The following is an 18,048-nucleotide window of genomic DNA, read 5'->3' as shown; positions in this document are numbered from 1 at the left end:
TATCTTTTACAAAGGCAGTTTAACGTTATAAAAAACCTATACTATATAAATAGTCATAGTAATTACCTGATAGGCGATTATGCATACCGTCACTATTGTGCTTGTGCTGTTGTTTGCCGTGGTCATGAGTACCTTTATGGTACGTCTGCTGCCGCTAAAAATTCCCTTGCCTCTGTTGCAAATTGCGCTGGGTGCCGGGCTCTCCTGGCTGGGTTTTCAAGTCAGGTTTGATTCACACCTGTTCTTATTGTTGTTTATTCCACCCTTGTTATTTTTGGATGGCTGGCGCATTCCCAAGGGCGCTTTTTTTCGCGATTGGAAAACCATTATTTCCCTGGCCACTGGCCTGGTTGTGTTTACTGTTATCGGCCTGGGGTATTTTATTCACTGGCTGATCCCTGCCATCCCCCTGGCTGTTGCCTTTGCTCTGGCGGCCATTCTCTCACCAACTGACCCGGTCGCCGTCAGTGCTATTGCCGCCAACTCCCCTATCCACACACGATTAATGCATATCCTTGAAGGAGAATCCCTGTTAAACGATGCCAGTGGACTGGTGTGTTTTAGTTTCGCTGTCACCGCGATGATGACGGGTAGCTTTGCAGCAGGCGATGCAGTACTTGAATTTTTTATTGTTGCCGGCGGTGGAATCTGCACCGGGATGGCGATAGTCTGGATTATCGGCTTGCTCAATCGCCGCCTGATACAGCGTACCGGTGAGGAACCGGCGATTCAGATTTTGATCAGTTTGTTAATTCCCTTCGCAGCTTATCTCACGGCGGAACATTTTGGCCTTTCCGGTATTTTGGCGGCGGTAGTGGCCGGTATTGCCATGCACTACCATGAGTTATCCGGCCCGGTCCTGGCAACAACGCGCATGCAGCGCACGTCGGTATGGGATACGGTACAAACTGCCCTCAATGGCATTATTTTTATTTTGCTGGGCGAACAATTACCGGGAATGCTGGCTTCCCTGCCCGATATTGTTCAGCGCAACGGCATAACCCATACCGGGTACCTTCCCCTGTATATCCTGGTCATTACCTTGGGCTTGGGAGTCCTCCGCTATCTATGGGTGTGGATCTCTGTGCGCACCACACACTTTTCTTCCAACTTCTCACCAACGGCAGAATTGGAAAACCTTTACCTGCTTATTATGGCAGCCGCAGGCGTGCGCGGCGCGATTACCCTCGCCGGTATACTCACCTTGCCTTTGTTATTGCTGGACGGCAGCGCATTTCCTGCCAGGGATCTGGCAATCTCCATTGCTATGGGTGTCATCATGCTCTCGCTACTCATTGCTTCGATTGCCTTACCCATGTTAACCCGCCATTTGCCACCCGACACCTGCGAACATCAAACCAGCCATATAGAAAGCGCACGCCTGGAAATCACCAACGCGGCCATTCGCCGCCTCGAAACCTTATCGGCCGTTAGTGGTGATGATCATAACCAGCAGGCAATACGCGCAGCAGCCGTCAGTCATTTGCTCGACATCTATCGCCGCCGCCTCCAACACGGTGATCCCGATGAAAACACCAGGGAAAAATATCGCCAAGTCGCCCTGCTGGAATATCAATTACACATTGAAGCCTTGCGCGCCGAGCGAGATGAATTGTACAGGTTGCGTTTGTCCGGAAGCCTGGATGATGAAGCACATCGGAAACTGGTACGTGAAATTGATTTAATGGAGGCCAGTTTATCGCTGCGCAGGATTTGACATACCCCTGCGGCAGCGATCAGCTCCATCAGGAAAGGCGCGTTTTAAAATCCTCGTAGCCAAACTGGCGGATGACCTCCAGCTCATCGGTACGCGAATCCCAAACAGCAATAGAGGGCAAGTTAATACCATTAAAGGTTGTTGTTTTTACCATGGTGTAATGGGCCATATCATCGAAGACTAACCGCTGTCCAACCTGCAAGGGTTGGGCAAACGAATAGTCACCAATGATGTCGCCGGCCAGGCAAGTCATGCCGCCGAGGCGGTAGGTATGAGCAAGTTCATTGGGCATGGCTGCGCCGAGGATATCGGCCCGATAGGGCATTTCCAATACATCAGGCATATGGCAGGTTGCAGAGGTATCGAGAATGGCCTGGGCCACAGTATTCCAGGTAATATCCACTACTTCAGCAACAAGGACTCCGCTGCGAATGGCTACCGCTTCACCGGGTTCCAGATATACCTGCAGGTCATAATTGGCCTGGAAGTTTTTCAGCATGGCAATCAAATCGTCGACCTGATAATCCTCGCGCGAAATGTGGTGACCGCCGCCAAAATTAATCCAGTGAATATGCTTAAAGTATTTGCCAAAGCGCCGGATCACAGCATTGAGTGTGCGCTCTAAAGGAGGAAGGTCCTGCTGGCAGAGGGTATGGAAATGAAAACCGGAAATACCCTGCAAAAAATCCGGATCAGCCACAATGGCAGCATCCAGGGAAGCAATCGGAATCCCCATGCGCGAACAGGGCGCACAGGGATCGTATAAGGGCACGTCACCTTCCGAATGTTCCGGATTAATGCGCAAGCCAAATGCTAATTGGGGGCGTCTTTTTTGCGCTGCTAACGACAAGTTTTTAAATTGTTGCCATTGGGTCACGGAATTAAATAGCACGTGATCGGCAATTTCCAAAATCTGCTCTAGATCGCTTTCCTTGTAGGCGGCGGAATAACAGTGCACTTCGCCACCAAATTCTTCACGCCCCAGGCGAGCTTCGTGTAAGCCGCTGGCACAAGTACCGGAAAGGTATTGGCGAAACAGTGGCGCCAGGCTCCAGCAGGAAAATGCTTTTAACGCACCCAATACCTTAACGCCACTCTCACGCTGTACACGGTTAAGGATTTTTAAATTATCCTCCACCGCCGCTTTATCGATAACAAAGCAGGGAGACGGCACTCGGGCAGCATTAAAATGATTGAAGTATTCGCGTTTTTGCATGAGGTTTTCAGCCCTACCCTTCCATGACACTTGCATCAATCTCAACCAACTCCCAGGGCAAGCCGTATTTATTGAGGTCATCCATAAACGGATCAGGGTCATATTGTTCCATATTCCATACGCCCGGCTTTTTCCATTTGCCTTCCAACATCATTTTGGCACCGATCATGGCAGGTACACCGGTGGTGTAGGAAATCGCCTGGGACTTCACTTCACGGTAACATTCCTGGTGATCACAGACGTTGTAGACAAACATGGTCTTGGGTTTGCCGTCTTTTACGCCCTGCGCCAGACAGCCGATACAGGTTTTACCCTTGGTCAAAGGACCAAGGCTTGCCGGATCAGGCAATAAGGCCTTCAGGAATTGCAGGGGTACAATCTCGCGGCCTTCAAACATCACCGGCTCAATAGACGTCATGCCGACATTGCCGAGTACTTCCAGATGTTTGAGGTAATTATCGGAGAACGTCATCCAGAAGCGCGCGCGCTTAATATCCGGGAAATGCTTCACGATGGATTCCAGTTCTTCGTGATACATCATGTAAATTTTTTTCGGGCCAATGTCTGCCGGGAAATCAAACACACGATTAACCGAAAGGGGTGCGGTCTCTACCCATTCGCCGTTTTCCCAATAGCGGCCATTAGCGGTTACTTCACGAATGTTAATTTCAGGATTGAAGTTAGTTGCAAAGGGTTTACCGTGGTCGCCGGCATTGCAATCGATAATATCCAGGTAATGAATCTCATCGAAATGATGCTTTTTTAAATAGGCGGTGTACACATTGGTAACACCCGGATCGAAACCGGAACCCAGCAATGCGGTAATACCGGCATTTTTAAATTTATCCTGATAGGCCCACTGCCAGGAGTATTCAAACTTGGCGGTATCCAATGGCTCATAGTTAGCCGTATCCAGATAGTCCACACCGGCTTCCAGGCAGGCATCCATGATATGCAAATCCTGGTAAGGCAGCGCCACATTGATCACCAGATCCGGCTGCTCCGCCTTAATCAAGGCAACCAGCTCGGGCACATTATCCGCATCAACCTGTGCGGTTTTAATCGGGCGGCTCAGGCTTTCAGCAATCGCCTTGCATTTGGATTCTGTACGGCTTGCCAATACGATTTCCGAGAACACTTCCGGTAGTTGGGCACATTTGTGTACCACGACATTACTGACGCCACCGGCACCAATGATTAACACTTTTGCCATAGTCATTCGCTCCTGACAGTTAAAGCAAACCGCTATTTTTCGAAATAGGTATAACCGCGCAGCCCTTCGGAATAGGCCGCCAGCATTTGCTGGCGATCCGCTACACTGATAATGCCATCGCGCACGGCCTGTTCAGCCGTTTGACGAAATTGCTGATAGAGCGCGTTGGGCTCGTACTCTACATAACTCAATACGTCTGCAATACTATCGCCGTGAATCTCGTGGACAAAATCAATGCTGCCATCGGTGTTAATACGCACACTGGCAACATTGGTATCGCCAAATAAATTATGCAGATCTCCCAATGTTTCCTGGTAGGCTCCCACCAAAAACACACCGAGGTAATATTCTTCACCTGCACGAATGGGATGCAACGACAAGGTTTTTGATTCACCTACCGGGCCAGCAAATTTTTGCAATTTGCCATCGCAATCACAGGTAAGGTCAGCAATTATCGCCTGGCGATTCGGCTCTTCGTTTAAGCGGTGAATCGGCATTACCGGAAATACCTGCTGGATTGCCCAGGAGTCCGGCAGGGATTGGAACACACTGAAATTACCGTAATAAATATCCGCAATCTGCTCTTGCAAACTTTCCAGCTCGGCAGGAACACGTTTCAATTGCGGCACCAGTGATGCCACTTTCTGCATTCCGGCCCAATAGATATTTTCACCCAGCGCGCGATGGCGCAGGCTAATATCGCCCGAGTGGAAAAGATCGCGAATCTTATCGCGGTAGTATAAAAGGTCGTTATAGGACTCTTGCAAGTTAGCTGGCTTAATCACCGACAAGGAATGCCAGAGATTCTGGATCATTTCATGGCAATCCTGAGGTAGCTCCCCCAAAGGCTCTGTCGGCTCAAAATGCGTTACATCAAGGATGTTGAACAACAGCACTGCCGTGTGCGCAACCGTTGCCCTGCCCGACTCGGTCACAATCGTTGGATGGACAATCTGATGCTCGTCGAGACATTCCTGAATAGCCTCAACAACGTCGATACAATATTCCTGTACAGAATAGTTGCGGCTGTGACCACTGGTGCTACTGGTGCCGTCATAATCGATCGCCAAGCCACCACCGAGGTCGATATAACCCAGCGGGGCGCCCTCTGCCACCAACTCGATATAATAGCGGCAGGCTTCAAGGACGCCGGCACGAATACTGCGGATATTGGGAATTTGCGAACCAAGATGAAAATGCAGCAACTGGAAACAGTGCAATAAATTGGCCTTGCGCAATTCATCGACAACGGTAATCAATTCATTGGTGTTGAGACCGAAAAGGCTGCGATCGCCACTGTCTTCGCTCCAGTGCCCCTCCACTTTGGTAGAGAGTTTTAAACGCACACCAATCAATGGTTCAATACCCAACGCCTGGCTGCGCTCAATAATGTGCGGCAATTCAGCCAGGGTTTCTACTACAAAAAAGCATTTGAACCCCAATTTGCGCGCCTGCAAACCGAGGGTAATAAACTCCGGATCTTTATATCCATTACAGATAATCAAGCTCTCGCGATTTTTCAAGGTGGCGAGAGCAATCATTAACTCTGCCTTGCTACCGGCCTCAAGGCCATGGTTGTAGCGTTCGCCAAAGCGCGCTATTTCGGCAATCACATGGCTCTGCTGATTCACCTTGATCGGAAATGCACCGCGATACTGGCCCTGGTAACCACTGGCTTCAATGGCCAGTGCAAAAGAGTCATTTAAGGTACTGATACGTTTATCAACAAGGTTTTCCAGGCGCAACAGCACCGGCATTTGCAAGCCGCGCTGCTGCAAGCCATCGACAATTTCCATCAGCGAAACCTGGGTTTCGCCTTCTGCCGTAGGCGCACGCACAATAACCTCGCCCTCGGCGGAAATACCAAAATAACCACTGCTCCACTCATCAATTCCATAGAGTTCAGCAGCATTGCGCGATGACCAGGGGGATAATTTTTCAGAGCTGTTCACCAATAACCCAACCCTTCATGGAGTTCGCTTAATGCGAAGTGAAAAGAATCTGACTCTGGTGTTGTCATGCAACCCAGTGCAGGGCGAAAAACTGAAAAAATGGCGCGCAATTGTCCACATTTTTGATGAAAAATAAAGTATTTGCGCACAGATTGGGGTGAATTTTAACCAATAGCGCAGTAATTTACTGCGTTTATTAGCCATACATCCTAACAAACCTGGAATAAATCCCTGTGAATAGATGATGACAACCTGAAAATATTATTGATCAAACAGATGGAAACGCTCAAAAACCAACCGGCATTTCGGTGTGATCGGCATGCCAATAAAAAAGGCGATCCGGAGATCGCCTTTTTTAACAGAAACCTGACGTCTGGAATTACCAGCCAGTGATTTCTTTCAGGGCTTTACCAATGTCGGCCAAGCTCTTCACCGTTTTTACACCGGCGTCTTCCAGTGCTGCAAACTTCTCGGCAGCAGTCCCCTTACCACCGGAAATAATCGCACCGGCGTGGCCCATACGCTTACCGGCAGGCGCCGTTACACCCGCGATGTAAGATACAACAGGCTTGGTCACGTTAGCTTTGATGAAAGCCGCCGCCTCTTCTTCGGCAGAACCACCAATTTCACCGATCATAACAATGGCTTCGGTTTGTGGATCAGCCTGGAACAGCTTGAGGATATCGATGAAGTTGGAACCGGGGATTGGGTCGCCACCAATACCCACGCAGGTGGATTGGCCGAAACCGTAATCGGTCGTTTGCTTCACTGCTTCATAAGTCAGGGTACCGGAGCGGGATACGATACCTACCTTACCTGGCTTGTGGATGTGGCCGGGCATGATGCCGATCTTGCACTCGCCCGGGGTGATAACACCTGGGCAGTTGGGGCCAATCAGGCGCACGCCTAACTCATCACACTTCACTTTGGCATCGAGCATATCCATGGTAGGGATACCTTCGGTAATGCAAACAATCAGTTTGATACCGGCGTTGGCGGCTTCCAGGATAGAGTCTTTACAGAAAGGCGCGGGAACATAAATGACCGAAGCCTCTGCACCCGTCGCATCTACCGCTTCTTTCACGGTGTTGAACACCGGCAGGCCCAGGTGAGTTTGACCACCTTTACCGGGGGTTACACCGCCAACCATTTTGGTGCCGTAAGCGATAGCTTGTTCAGAGTGGAACGTGCCTTGAGAGCCGGTGAAGCCCTGGCAGATCACTTTGGTGTCTTTGTTAATTAAAACGCTCATCATTCACCCCTTATGCGTTAGCCGCTGCAGCAACCACTTTCTGGGCAGCGCCAGTCAGGTCGGTGTCAGCAATGATGTTCAGGCCGCTTTCTGACAGCACTTTGGCGCCCAGCTCGGCATTGTTGCCTTGCAAACGAACAACCACAGGTACTTTCACACCAACTTCTTTCACGGCACCAATCACGCCTTCAGCGATCATGTCGCAGCGCACAATACCGCCAAAGATATTGATGAATACGGCTTTTACCGCATCGTCAGACAGGATGATTTTGAACGCTTCAACCACACGCTCTTTGGTCGCACCACCACCTACGTCGAGGAAGTTGGCTGGCTGGCCGCCGTGCAGTTTAACGATGTCCATGGTACCCATTGCCAGACCGGCACCGTTCACCATACAGCCGATATTGCCATCCAGGGCGACATAGTTCAGCTCCCAGGAGGCCGCGTGTGCTTCGCGCGGGTCTTCCTGGGAAGGATCCTGCATGGCCTTGAGTTCGGGGTGACGATAGATAGAGTTGCTGTCCACAACCAGTTTGGCATCCAGGCAGTGCAGGTTGCCTTCGGGGGTAATAACCAGCGGGTTTACTTCCACCAGCGCCAGGTCTTTCTCTTTGAACAGCTTGGCCAGGTTGACGAAAATGTTCACAAACTGGTTGATCTGCTTGCCTTCCAGACCCAGTTTGAATGCCAGCTCACGGCCCTGGTATGGCTGTGCACCGACCAATGGATCGATAGTGGCTTTAAGGATTTTTTCCGGGGTTTCGTGGGCAACTTTTTCGATTTCCACACCACCTTCGGTAGATGCCATAAACACGATACGACGTGAAGAGCGATCCACAACTGCACCCAAATACAGCTCTTTGGCGATATCAGTACAGGTTTCCACCAGAATGCGGCTAACAGGCTGGCCTTTTTCGTCTGTCTGGTAAGTCACCAAACGCTGGCCCAGCCATTTTTCGGCGAAGGCTTTGATTTCATCTTTGCTCTTAACCAGCTTTACGCCACCCGCTTTACCACGGCCACCCGCGTGAACCTGTGCTTTAACGACGAACATATCGCCGCCAATCTGATCCGCAGCTGCAACGGCTTCTTCAACAGTTGCAGCGGCAATGCCCTTGGAAACAGGCAAGCCATATTGGGCAAACAGTTGCTTACCCTGATACTCGTGCAAATTCATGGTGTAGTTCCATTTGACGATGGTTGAACATGTCTCTTTGATCACGCCAACCGGGTTATCGATGGCAAGCTGACCTCGTGAGCCAGCTGCCGCCAGGGGAAAACTCTAAGGTTCTCTTCTTAACGCTTCTTCTTGTTGGCAATGTGGATGGCATGGCCATGCACTGCCAAGGCTGCTTCGTGGATTGCTTCAGAGAGGGTTGGGTGACCAAACACCATCATGCCCAGATCTTCTGCACTCGAACCGAATTCCATTGCAATCGCTACCTGCTGAACCAGATCCGCTGCGCTTGGGCCAACAATGTGGCACCCGAGGATACGATCTGTCTCAGCATGGGCAATAATCTTGACCAAACCCTGGCTTTCATTCGCCGCCATAGCGCGACCAGACGCGGCAAAGGGGAATGTTCCCACGTTGTAGGGTTCTCCGGATGCCTTGAGCTGCTCTTCCGTTTTACCCACAGCGGCGACTTCCGGATGGGTATAGATAACACTGGGGATAATGTCGTAGTTCATTTGCGACTTCTGGCCAGCGATGCGCTCCGCTACCATCACCCCTTCTTCAGAGCCTTTGTGAGCCAACATGGGGCCACGCACTACGTCACCAATCGCCCAGACGCCTGGTGCATTGGTCTCGCAATATTCGTTAACGAAAATAAAACCGCGCTCATCCAGGTTGACACCGGAATCAGCTGCCAGCAGGTTCTCGGTGTAGGGGCGACGGCCCACACACACGATTAACTTATCGAAAGTTTCTTTCTGCTCATTGCCGTCTTTATCGGTGTAGGTCACCGTGACTTCTTTGCCCTTCACCTCAGAGCCAGTCACACGCGAACTGGTGCGAATATCCAGGCCTTGCTTGGTGAGGATTTTATTGGCCTCTTTAGCAATTTGCTGGTCCATGATTCCCAGGAAAGTATCCAGTGCTTCCAGCACCACTACCTTGGAGCCCAGGCGATTCCATACAGAGCCCAACTCCAGGCCGATAACACCGCCACCAATCACGCCCAGACGGGCAGGTACAGACTGGAACTCCAGGGCACCGGTAGAGTTGACGATGACATCATTATCGACAGGTGCTACCGGAATATTGATCGGGCTGGAGCCAGAGGCGAGGATGACATGGTTGGCCTCCAGCACACTGACCTTACCTTCGTGGTCAGTCACTTCCACTTTTTTACCGGCCAGTAACTTACCGGTACCGAATACACTGGTCACGCCATTCGCTTTGAACAGGCCGGCAATACCACCGGTGAGGTTTTTGATGATTTGGTTTTTACGCGCAACCATCGCGGGAACATTAATTTCTACACCTGATGCGGTAATACCGTGAACGGCAAAATCGTCTTTGGCTTCGTGGTATTTATAGGAGCTATCGAGCAGGGCCTTGGAAGGGATACAGCCAACATTAAGGCAGGTTCCGCCGTTAACACCCTTACCTTCCTCATTGCGCCACTTTTCGATACAGGCTGTTTTCAGGCCCAACTGTGCAGCGCGAATTGCCGCCACATAACCCGCGGGGCCAGAACCTATAACGACCACATCAAATTTTTCAGACATAACCATGTTCCCAATTTATTGATTTGCGATGACTACCTTGTGAGCAGCCACCATTTACATGAAAAAACGCTCTCAGGTTGCCAAGAGCGTTTCAAAAGCCGTTTTAGATTTCGAGCAGCAGACGCGCCGGATCTTCCAGCAAGTCCTTGATAGTCACCAGGAACTGCACAGCGTCTTTACCATCCAGCAGGCGGTGATCATAGGACAGCGCCAGGTACATCATGGGCAGGATCTCTACCTTGCCATTAACTGCCATGGGGCGCTCCTGGATTTTGTGCATACCCAGGATGGCAGACTGGGGCAGGTTCAGGATCGGCGTAGACAAGAGTGATCCAAATACACCGCCGTTGGTAATAGTGAAGGTGCCACCAGACATTTCCTCGATACCCAACTTGCCATCGCGGGCGCGCAGGCCGAAATCGCGAATCGCATTTTCAATACCCGCCAGGCTCATGTTCTCTGTATTGCGCAGTACAGGTACCACCAGGCCTTTATCGGTTGATACGGCAACACCAATATCCTGATAACCGTGATAAACAATATCGTTGTTATCGATAGAGGCATTGACAACCGGGAAACGACGCAGGGCCTCAGCGGCCGCTTTCACGAAGAAACTCATAAAGCCCAGGCGAGTACCGTTGTGTACTTTTTCAAACTGGTCTTTGTATTTGGCACGCAGATCCATAACCGGCTTCATGTTCACTTCGTTGAAGGTAGTGAGCATAGCGGTAGTACTGCTGGCTTCGAGCAACCGCTCGGCAATGCGTTTACGCAAACGAGTCATAGGTACGCGTTTTTCAACACGCTCACCAGCAGCTTCAATCGGTGCCGGTGCCGGCGCTGCTACTGCGGGTGTTGCCGCCGGAGCTGACTTGAGGTGGTTGGCTACATCTTCTTTCAACACACGACCGTCTTTGCCGGTACCGGACACAGCAGCAGTGTTTACATTGTTTTCTTCGGCCAGTTTGCGCGCGGCGGGGTTAACCAATTTTTCAGCCGGTGCTGCAGCTGGCTTGGCTTCTGCTGCAGGGGTCGCCGCAGCGGCGGGAGCAGCAGCTACGGCACCTTCCGCAAACCTGGCAATCACTTCGTTGCTCAGTACGGTTTCGCCTTCGCCTTTAACAATTTCAGCAATACTACCATCGGCCGGAGCCACTACTTCCAAAACCACCTTGTCGGTTTCAATATCCACAATCAATTCATCGCGCTTGACAGCTTCACCCGGTTTTTTGTGCCAGGTTGCAACTGTGCCGTCAGCAACGGATTCAGGGAACGTAGGGGCTTTGATTTCGATACTCATGCTATTCCATCTCTCTGTGGCGCTGTGATTTATTTGCTCGGTTTAATAGGGTGTGGCACTCAAACACTGAGTGCCTTATCAACAAAACGTTTCTCTTCTTCAATATGCACAGACATGTAACCACACGCCGGTGCTGCTGAAGCATCGCGACCTACATAATCCAGATACAACTCACGACCATAAAGCTGCTGGACGACGTGACGCATATGGTGCTGGCTGCTATACCAGGCACCCTGGTTCATTGGCTCTTCCTGGCACCAGAAAATATCGTTAATGCCTTTGAAAGGAGTCAGGGCGGCAGTCAATTCTTTCTCGGGGAAAGGATACAACTGCTCAAGGCGAATCAGGGCAACATTATCCAGGTTACGCGCTGTACGCTCTTCCAGCAGGGTGTAATACACCTTACCACTACACAGGATAACGCGCTTAACCTTGGAGGGATCAACACTGGCATCGGTGATCACGTTCTGGAAGCTGCCATTGGCCAATTCTTCCAGGGTTGATGTTGCCAATTTATGACGCAGCAGGGATTTCGGACTCATCACTACCAGCGGGCGGCGCATTGGGCGAACGGCCTGGCGACGCAGCATATGGAACACCTGGGCTGGCGTTGAGGGAACACAGACCTGGATATTGTGCTCTGCACACAACTGCATGAAACGCTCCAGGCGCGCCGATGAGTGCTCAGGCCCCTGCCCTTCATAACCATGCGGTAATAACATGGTCAGGCCACTAAGGCGGCCCCACTTGTGCTCACCACTGGTAATAAATTGGTCGATAACGACCTGGGCACCGTTGGCAAAGTCACCAAACTGGGCTTCCCAAATCACCAATCCCTTGGGGGATGTGGTTGAGTAACCATATTCAAACGCCAATACAGCTTCTTCTGACAGATAGGAATCATAGAGATCGAAGACCGGCTGGTCTGCCTTCATGTTTTGCAAAGGCACATAGGCATTGCCGTCTTTCTGGCTATGTATCACGGCATGGCGATGGGAGAAGGTTCCACGGCCCACGTCCTGCCCCGTCATACGCACGGGATAACCCTGCTCTATCAAAGTAGCATAGGCTAATGTTTCGGCCATACCCCAGTTGAGTGGCAGAGCACCGGCAGCCATTTTGCGGCGGTCTTCGTAGATTTTTTCTACTTGCTTTTGCAGTACAACCCCATCCGGGATTTCACACATTTTGTTGGCCGCGGCCTGGAGGGACTGCAGCTCATAGCCGGTATTCGCCGGTGTTTGCCAATCGTGGCCAATGTAGGGAGACCAATCGACAAACAGTGTGCGATCCGGTTCACTCACCAAACCACTGGCAACATTTTCACCGCGATCCAGGGCCGCCCGGTAATTGGTTGTCAACTCATCCGCCGCCGCCTGCGACAACAGGTTTTCTGCCACCAACTTTTCCGCGTAGAGAGTACGGGTAGTTTTGAGACTGCGGATAATCTGATACATCAACGGCTGGGTCGCTGAAGGCTCATCGGTTTCGTTATGACCGCGACGGCGATAGCAAACCAGATCGATTACCACGTCTTTTTTGAATTCATAGCGATAATCCATTGCCAATTGCGCAATAAACAACACGGCTTCCGGATCATCGCCATTGACGTGGAAAATCGGTGTTTCGATCATCTTGGCCACGTCGGTACAGTATTCGGTAGAGCGGGAGTCTTCACGCTTGTTGGTGGTGAAACCAACCTGGTTGTTGATAACGATATGCAGGGTACCGCCTGTGCCATAAGCACGGGTTTGTGACATTTGGAAAGTTTCCATCACAACACCCTGGCCGGCAAAAGCCGCATCGCCATGAACCACAATAGGCACCACTTTAGCGCCACTATTATCGTTGCGACGATCCTGGCGAGCGCGCACAGAACCTTCGACAACAGGCGATACGATCTCCAGGTGAGACGGGTTAAAAGCCATGGCCATGTGCAGCTCACCACCGGGCGTCATCACGTTGGATGAGAACCCTGAGTGATACTTAACATCACCGGACGTATTGAGAGAGCGCTTACCGTCAAACTCTGCAAACAACTCCGCAGGGCTTTTACCAAACACGTTCACCAGAGCATTCAAACGGCCGCGGTGGGCCATGCCCAACACAATCTCTTTGGCACCATAGGTACCCGCACGTTTTACCAGGGCGTCAACCAGGGGAATAAAGCTCTCGCCACCTTCCAGGCCAAAACGCTTGGTGCCGGGGTATTTACTGTCCAGATGACGCTCAAGGCCTTCCGCTGCTGTCAGGCGCTCAAGCAACGCCAGGCGCTGCTCTTTGGTAAACTCCGGATTGGAGCGAACACTTTCAAAACGCTGTTGCAACCACTGCTTTTCAGCCAGTGGCGTGATATGCATGATCTCCGCGCCTATGTGGCCGCAATAGGTTTTCTCAAGCGCTTCAACAATTTCACGCAGGGTGGCTTCTTCTTTGCCAATAAACAGGCTCCCGGTACTGAATACAGTATCGAGATCTGCATTAGTCAGGCCATGGAAACTTAAATCAAGGTCGGGTACCGGGTCGCGCTGCATCAGACCCAGTGGATCCAGCTGCGCTTTTTGATGACCGCGGAAACGATAGGAGCTGATCAACTGCAGAACTTTGATCTGCTTTTGTTCATGCTCGGCAGAAACACTTCCACCGGCAACAGTCACAGTGCGTACACGCGATTTACCCAACTGCTCGAACTGGGCGCGAATCACAGAATGGGGAGTATCCTGGGTCAGTACACCATTAACACGGGGTAACTGATCGAAATAATTACGCCACTCTTCAGGAACGGCATTAGGATTGTGTAAATACGTGTCGTAGAGCTCTTCGACGTATGCAGCGTTCCCACCAGAAATATGAGACGTGCTCCAAAAACGCTCCATTATGCTGTCTTGCATTCCACCCACCTTAATCATTGGGGATTCAGTCATCCCCTGCTATCTACTAGCGGTTAGCTACCAAACGCTTTCAACTTGTGATTAAAAGCGCTGCTTTAAATTGCCGCGACCGATGCGACCAACAGGCTTGTGCCTCCTGGGTGCCAGAGCACACCCGAGGCATCTTTTTTGTAGTTTCAAATACAGAAAAGCGCCACCTTAGGTAGCGCTCTGTAACAACATGTTGCGGATATGGCCGATGGCCCTTGTCGGGTTGAGCCCTTTGGGACAAACCGCCACACAATTCTGGATTCCATGACAGCGGAATACACTGAAAGGATCATCCAAATTAGCCAAACGCTTCTGCGTAGCCTGGTCACGGCTATCGGCCAGGAAACGATAAGCCTGCAATAAACCAGCGGGTCCGATAAATTTATCGGGGTTCCACCAGAAGGAAGGACAACTGGTTGAACAGCAGGCGCACAGTATACACTCGTACAAACCATCGAGCTTTTCGCGATCCTCCGGGGACTGGAGGCGCTCAATAGCAGGCGCCGGGGTATCGTTTTGCAGGTAAGGCTCAATCTTTTTGTATTGTTCGTAGAACTGGGTCATATCAACAACCAGGTCGCGAATCACCGGTAACCCAGGCAGAGGACGCAAGATCAAGGTGTTGCTTTTTACACACTCAGACAAGGGTTTGATACAGGCAAGGCCATTCTTGCCATTGATATTCATACCATCTGAGCCACATACGCCCTCGCGGCACGAGCGGCGATAGGCCAGCGATTGGTCCTGCGCCTTGAGCAACTCCAATACATCAAGCACCATCAAGTCTTTACCCTGGGTATCTACCTCATAGGTTTTCATATAGGGTGCGTTATCAGTTTCAGGGTTGTAGCGATAAACTTGTACTTTCAACATGATTCGGCTCCCGATTAATAGGTACGTTTCTTGGGCTGGAAAGCATCCATAGTGTGTGGCTTGAAGTTCACCTCACGCTTGCCAACGCGCTTTTCACCGGGGAAATAAATGGAGTGGCAGAGCCAATTCACATCGTCACGATCTTCGTAGTCTTCACGTGCATGGGCGCCGCGTGACTCTTTACGCACTTCTGCAGCGATGGCGGTTGCTTCAGCCACCTCAAGCAGGTTTTGCAGTTCCAGCGCCTCGATACGCGCCGTGTTGAACGCATTACTCTTATCGGTAATGCTGACATTCTCTATGCGCTTGCGCAGCTCGGCCAATTGCTCAATACCCTTCTGCATGAACTCACCCTTACGGAATACACCGAAGTAGTTCTGCATAATGGTTTGCAGCTCTTTACGCAGTACCGACGCATCCTCACCACCGTCAGAGGTGTTGATCTTATTCAAGCGCGCCATGGCTTTTTCGATATCAACCTGGGTGGCCTCGCGATTTTCGATACCTTCACGCAGGGCTTTCTCAATGTACAAACCAGCTGCGCGACCGAACACCACCAGATCGAGCAGCGAGTTTCCGCCCAGGCGGTTGGCACCGTGTACAGATACACAAGCCACTTCACCACAGGCAAACAGGCCATCGATTACCACATCATTGCCATTGGCGTCTTGCGTCAACGCCTGGCCGTGAATATTGGTGGGAACACCGCCCATCATATAGTGACAGGTGGGCACCACGGGGATAGGTGCATACACAGGATCAACGTGGGCAAAGGTACGCGACAGTTCGCAAATGCCGGGCAGCTTGCTCTCCAGCACTTCTTCACCCAGGTGATCCAGTTTGAGCAGTACGTGGTCTTTGTTGGGACCAACACCGCGCCCGGCAATAATTTCCTGGATCATGGAGCGGGCCACAACGTCGCGGCCGGCAAGGTCTTTAGCATTGGGCGCATAGCGCTCCATAAAACGCTCACCTTCAGCATTGATCAGGTAGCCGCCTTCACCGCGACAACCTTCGGTAACCAGTACACCGGCACCGGCAATACCGGTGGGGTGGAATTGCCACATCTCGATATCCTGTACCGGGAAGCCAGCGCGCAGCACCATGCCAATACCATCACCGGTATTGATATGCGCATTAGTGGTAGATGCGTAGATACGACCGGCACCACCAGTAGCCAGGACCGTCGCCTTGGCTTTTACATAAACGGTTTCACCATCTTCGATATTGATGGCAATAACACCCACCACCGCGCCATCCTGGTTTTTCACCAGGTCAACAGCAAACCACTCGTTGAGGAATACCGTTTTGTTCTTCACGTTGTTCTGGTACAGGGTGTGCAACAGGGCGTGGCCGGTGCGGTCAGCCGCAGCACAGGTACGGGCAGCCTGACCGCCCTCACCGAAGTTTTTGGATTGCCCACCAAAAGGGCGCTGGTAAATACGGCCATTCTCGGTACGGGAAAATGGCAGTCCCATATGCTCCAGTTCAAATACAGCCTCAGGGCCTACGGAACACATGTACTCAATAGCATCCTGGTCACCGATATAATCAGAGCCCTTTACCGTGTCATACATGTGCCAACGCCAATCGTCGTTAGGGTCGGCACTGGCGATTGCACAGGTAATGCCCCCCTGGGCAGATACGGTGTGCGAACGGGTCGGGAATACTTTGGTAATTACCGCTGTCTTGTAGCCAGACTGGGCCAGTTGGAGCGCAGCACGCATACCAGCGCCACCACCGCCTACCACAATACCGTCGAATGAAATAGTGCGAATGCTAGCCATTAGTTAATACCCCAAATTACTTGAACACCCCAGACCAGATAGGTGACTGCTACAGCCCCCAGGACGATCTGCGCAAATATACGCAGGAAGGTGGCTTTGGAGCCTAACAGGCGAACCGTTAAATAATCCGTCAGTACTGCCCAGAGGCCAATCCAGGCATGGGATATAAAGGAAAGAAGAACAGCAAGGCTGAAGACGCGCATCCACAACTGGCTATAAAGTGACTGCCACTGCTCATAGGTGAGTTCGGGATTCAAGACCAGATAAGCAACAATAAAGATGGTATATGCGGCCATGATAACGCCGCCAACACGCTGGATTAACCAGTCATAAAGACCGCTACGGCCAAAACTTGTGACTGAAGTTACCATACCCAAACTCCCGCAAGGATTATCAGAACGGTAGCGATAACGACCACCAGCTTGGCGCCCAGTTGACCGCCTTTAAGGGTTTCACCCACGCCCAGATCCATAATTAAATGGCGAATACCGGCTACCAGGTGATACGCCAATCCGGCCAAGACCGCCCAGAGGATAAACTGACACAGAGGCGAAGCACCTATGGCTTTCACCTGCTCAAAGCCTTCCGCAGAGCGCAGACTTATGTCCAGCATCCACAGCAGGAAGGCAACGCCAGCAAAAAGAAAAATTCCGGAAATGCGATGAAGAATGGAAACGTACGCTGTTATGGGGAGTTTTATGGTTGATATATCGAGGTTGACAGGTCTGTTTTTTTTCACGGTTGAGTTCACCCTTAGCCCATGGCAGACATGGTGTTAAGCCTTTATGACCCAGATAAACGCATGCAATGCGCAATAAATGAGGCACACTCCTGCAAGTCGCGCAGCATTATAGAGAGTGAGCCATGGAAACACAAACAAAAACCCGCACCAAAATGGCTTCGAAAAGGCATACTACCAGAGGGTTTAGGCGCCAACAGACGATTAACGCAATTTTTACGCAACTCACTGATTTTACAGAAAGAAAAGACCCAAAAATGCCCCACTAAAAGGCATCAAAATTAACCATCACACCAAAACTGTGCGCCGCGCTGCATGGCGCTGCCGCCCACCCGCACCATT

Annotated in this window: 13 protein-coding genes; 1 reads left to right on the top strand and 12 read right to left on the bottom strand. The window is 51.2% G+C overall.

Going from position 1 to position 18,048, the window contains the following annotated elements; genetic code table 11:
• Positions 1-79 precede the first annotated feature (79 nt).
• The gene (locus CJA_RS07385) at positions 80-1,717 is read left to right on the top strand and encodes a Na+/H+ antiporter (RefSeq protein WP_012487144.1); all 1,638 of its coding nucleotides are present in this window, start codon (positions 80-82) and stop codon (positions 1,715-1,717) included.
• A gap of 28 nt (positions 1,718-1,745) precedes the next feature.
• On the opposite strand, the gene nspC is transcribed toward CJA_RS07385, so the two are convergent.
• The 12 genes from nspC to sdhC form a co-directional block, all read right to left on the bottom strand.
• The gene (gene nspC, locus CJA_RS07380; RefSeq protein WP_041551267.1) at positions 1,746-2,933 is read right to left on the bottom strand and encodes a carboxynorspermidine decarboxylase; all 1,188 of its coding nucleotides are present in this window, start codon (positions 2,931-2,933) and stop codon (positions 1,746-1,748) included.
• A 13-nt stretch (positions 2,934-2,946) separates the two neighbouring features.
• Positions 2,947-4,146 carry a saccharopine dehydrogenase family protein gene (locus CJA_RS07375; protein ID WP_012487142.1) on the bottom strand — a complete coding sequence of 400 codons (1,200 nt, stop codon included), beginning with the start codon at positions 4,144-4,146 and terminating at the stop codon, positions 2,947-2,949.
• A gap of 32 nt (positions 4,147-4,178) precedes the next feature.
• Complete coding sequence (gene speA / locus CJA_RS07370; protein ID WP_012487141.1) at positions 4,179-6,101, bottom strand: biosynthetic arginine decarboxylase; 1,923 nt, start codon at positions 6,099-6,101, stop codon at positions 4,179-4,181.
• A 376-nt stretch (positions 6,102-6,477) separates the two neighbouring features.
• On the bottom strand, positions 6,478-7,350 hold the full coding sequence (gene sucD, locus CJA_RS07365) for a succinate--CoA ligase subunit alpha (RefSeq protein ID WP_012487139.1): 873 nt from the start codon (positions 7,348-7,350) through the stop codon (positions 6,478-6,480).
• 10 nt (positions 7,351-7,360) lie between these two features.
• Complete coding sequence (sucC, locus tag CJA_RS07360) at positions 7,361-8,527, bottom strand: ADP-forming succinate--CoA ligase subunit beta (RefSeq protein ID WP_041551265.1); 1,167 nt, start codon at positions 8,525-8,527, stop codon at positions 7,361-7,363.
• Positions 8,528-8,646: 119 nt separating this feature from the next.
• The gene (gene lpdA / locus CJA_RS07355) at positions 8,647-10,086 is read right to left on the bottom strand and encodes a dihydrolipoyl dehydrogenase (protein WP_012487137.1); all 1,440 of its coding nucleotides are present in this window, start codon (positions 10,084-10,086) and stop codon (positions 8,647-8,649) included.
• A gap of 103 nt (positions 10,087-10,189) precedes the next feature.
• Positions 10,190-11,386, bottom strand: coding sequence for a 2-oxoglutarate dehydrogenase complex dihydrolipoyllysine-residue succinyltransferase (gene odhB / locus CJA_RS07350; RefSeq protein ID WP_012487136.1), 1,197 nt, complete (start codon positions 11,384-11,386; stop codon positions 10,190-10,192).
• Between the two features lie 59 nt (positions 11,387-11,445).
• Positions 11,446-14,277: a 2-oxoglutarate dehydrogenase E1 component gene (locus CJA_RS07345; protein ID WP_012487135.1), complete on the bottom strand. Its 2,832-nt coding sequence runs from the start codon at positions 14,275-14,277 to the stop codon at positions 11,446-11,448.
• Positions 14,278-14,475: 198 nt separating this feature from the next.
• Positions 14,476-15,180 (bottom strand): succinate dehydrogenase iron-sulfur subunit, encoded by a 705-nt coding sequence (locus CJA_RS07340; protein ID WP_012487134.1) that lies wholly within the window; start codon positions 15,178-15,180, stop codon positions 14,476-14,478.
• Positions 15,181-15,194: 14 nt separating this feature from the next.
• Positions 15,195-16,967, bottom strand: coding sequence for a succinate dehydrogenase flavoprotein subunit (sdhA, locus tag CJA_RS07335; RefSeq protein ID WP_012487133.1), 1,773 nt, complete (start codon positions 16,965-16,967; stop codon positions 15,195-15,197).
• Entirely contained in the window at positions 16,967-17,338 is a 372-nt protein-coding gene (gene sdhD / locus CJA_RS07330; RefSeq protein ID WP_012487132.1) for a succinate dehydrogenase, hydrophobic membrane anchor protein, read from the bottom strand. Before sdhD ends, sdhA begins: the two co-directional genes overlap by 1 nt.
• The gene (sdhC, locus tag CJA_RS07325; protein WP_041551262.1) at positions 17,332-17,706 is read right to left on the bottom strand and encodes a succinate dehydrogenase, cytochrome b556 subunit; all 375 of its coding nucleotides are present in this window, start codon (positions 17,704-17,706) and stop codon (positions 17,332-17,334) included. Before sdhC ends, sdhD begins: the two co-directional genes overlap by 7 nt.
• Between the last annotated feature and the right edge of the window lie 342 nt (positions 17,707-18,048).

It is taken from the genome of Cellvibrio japonicus Ueda107 (genome assembly GCF_000019225.1).
GTDB lineage: Bacteria > Pseudomonadota > Gammaproteobacteria > Pseudomonadales > Cellvibrionaceae > Cellvibrio > Cellvibrio japonicus.
This window is presented reverse-complemented; position numbering and strand designations above follow the sequence as displayed.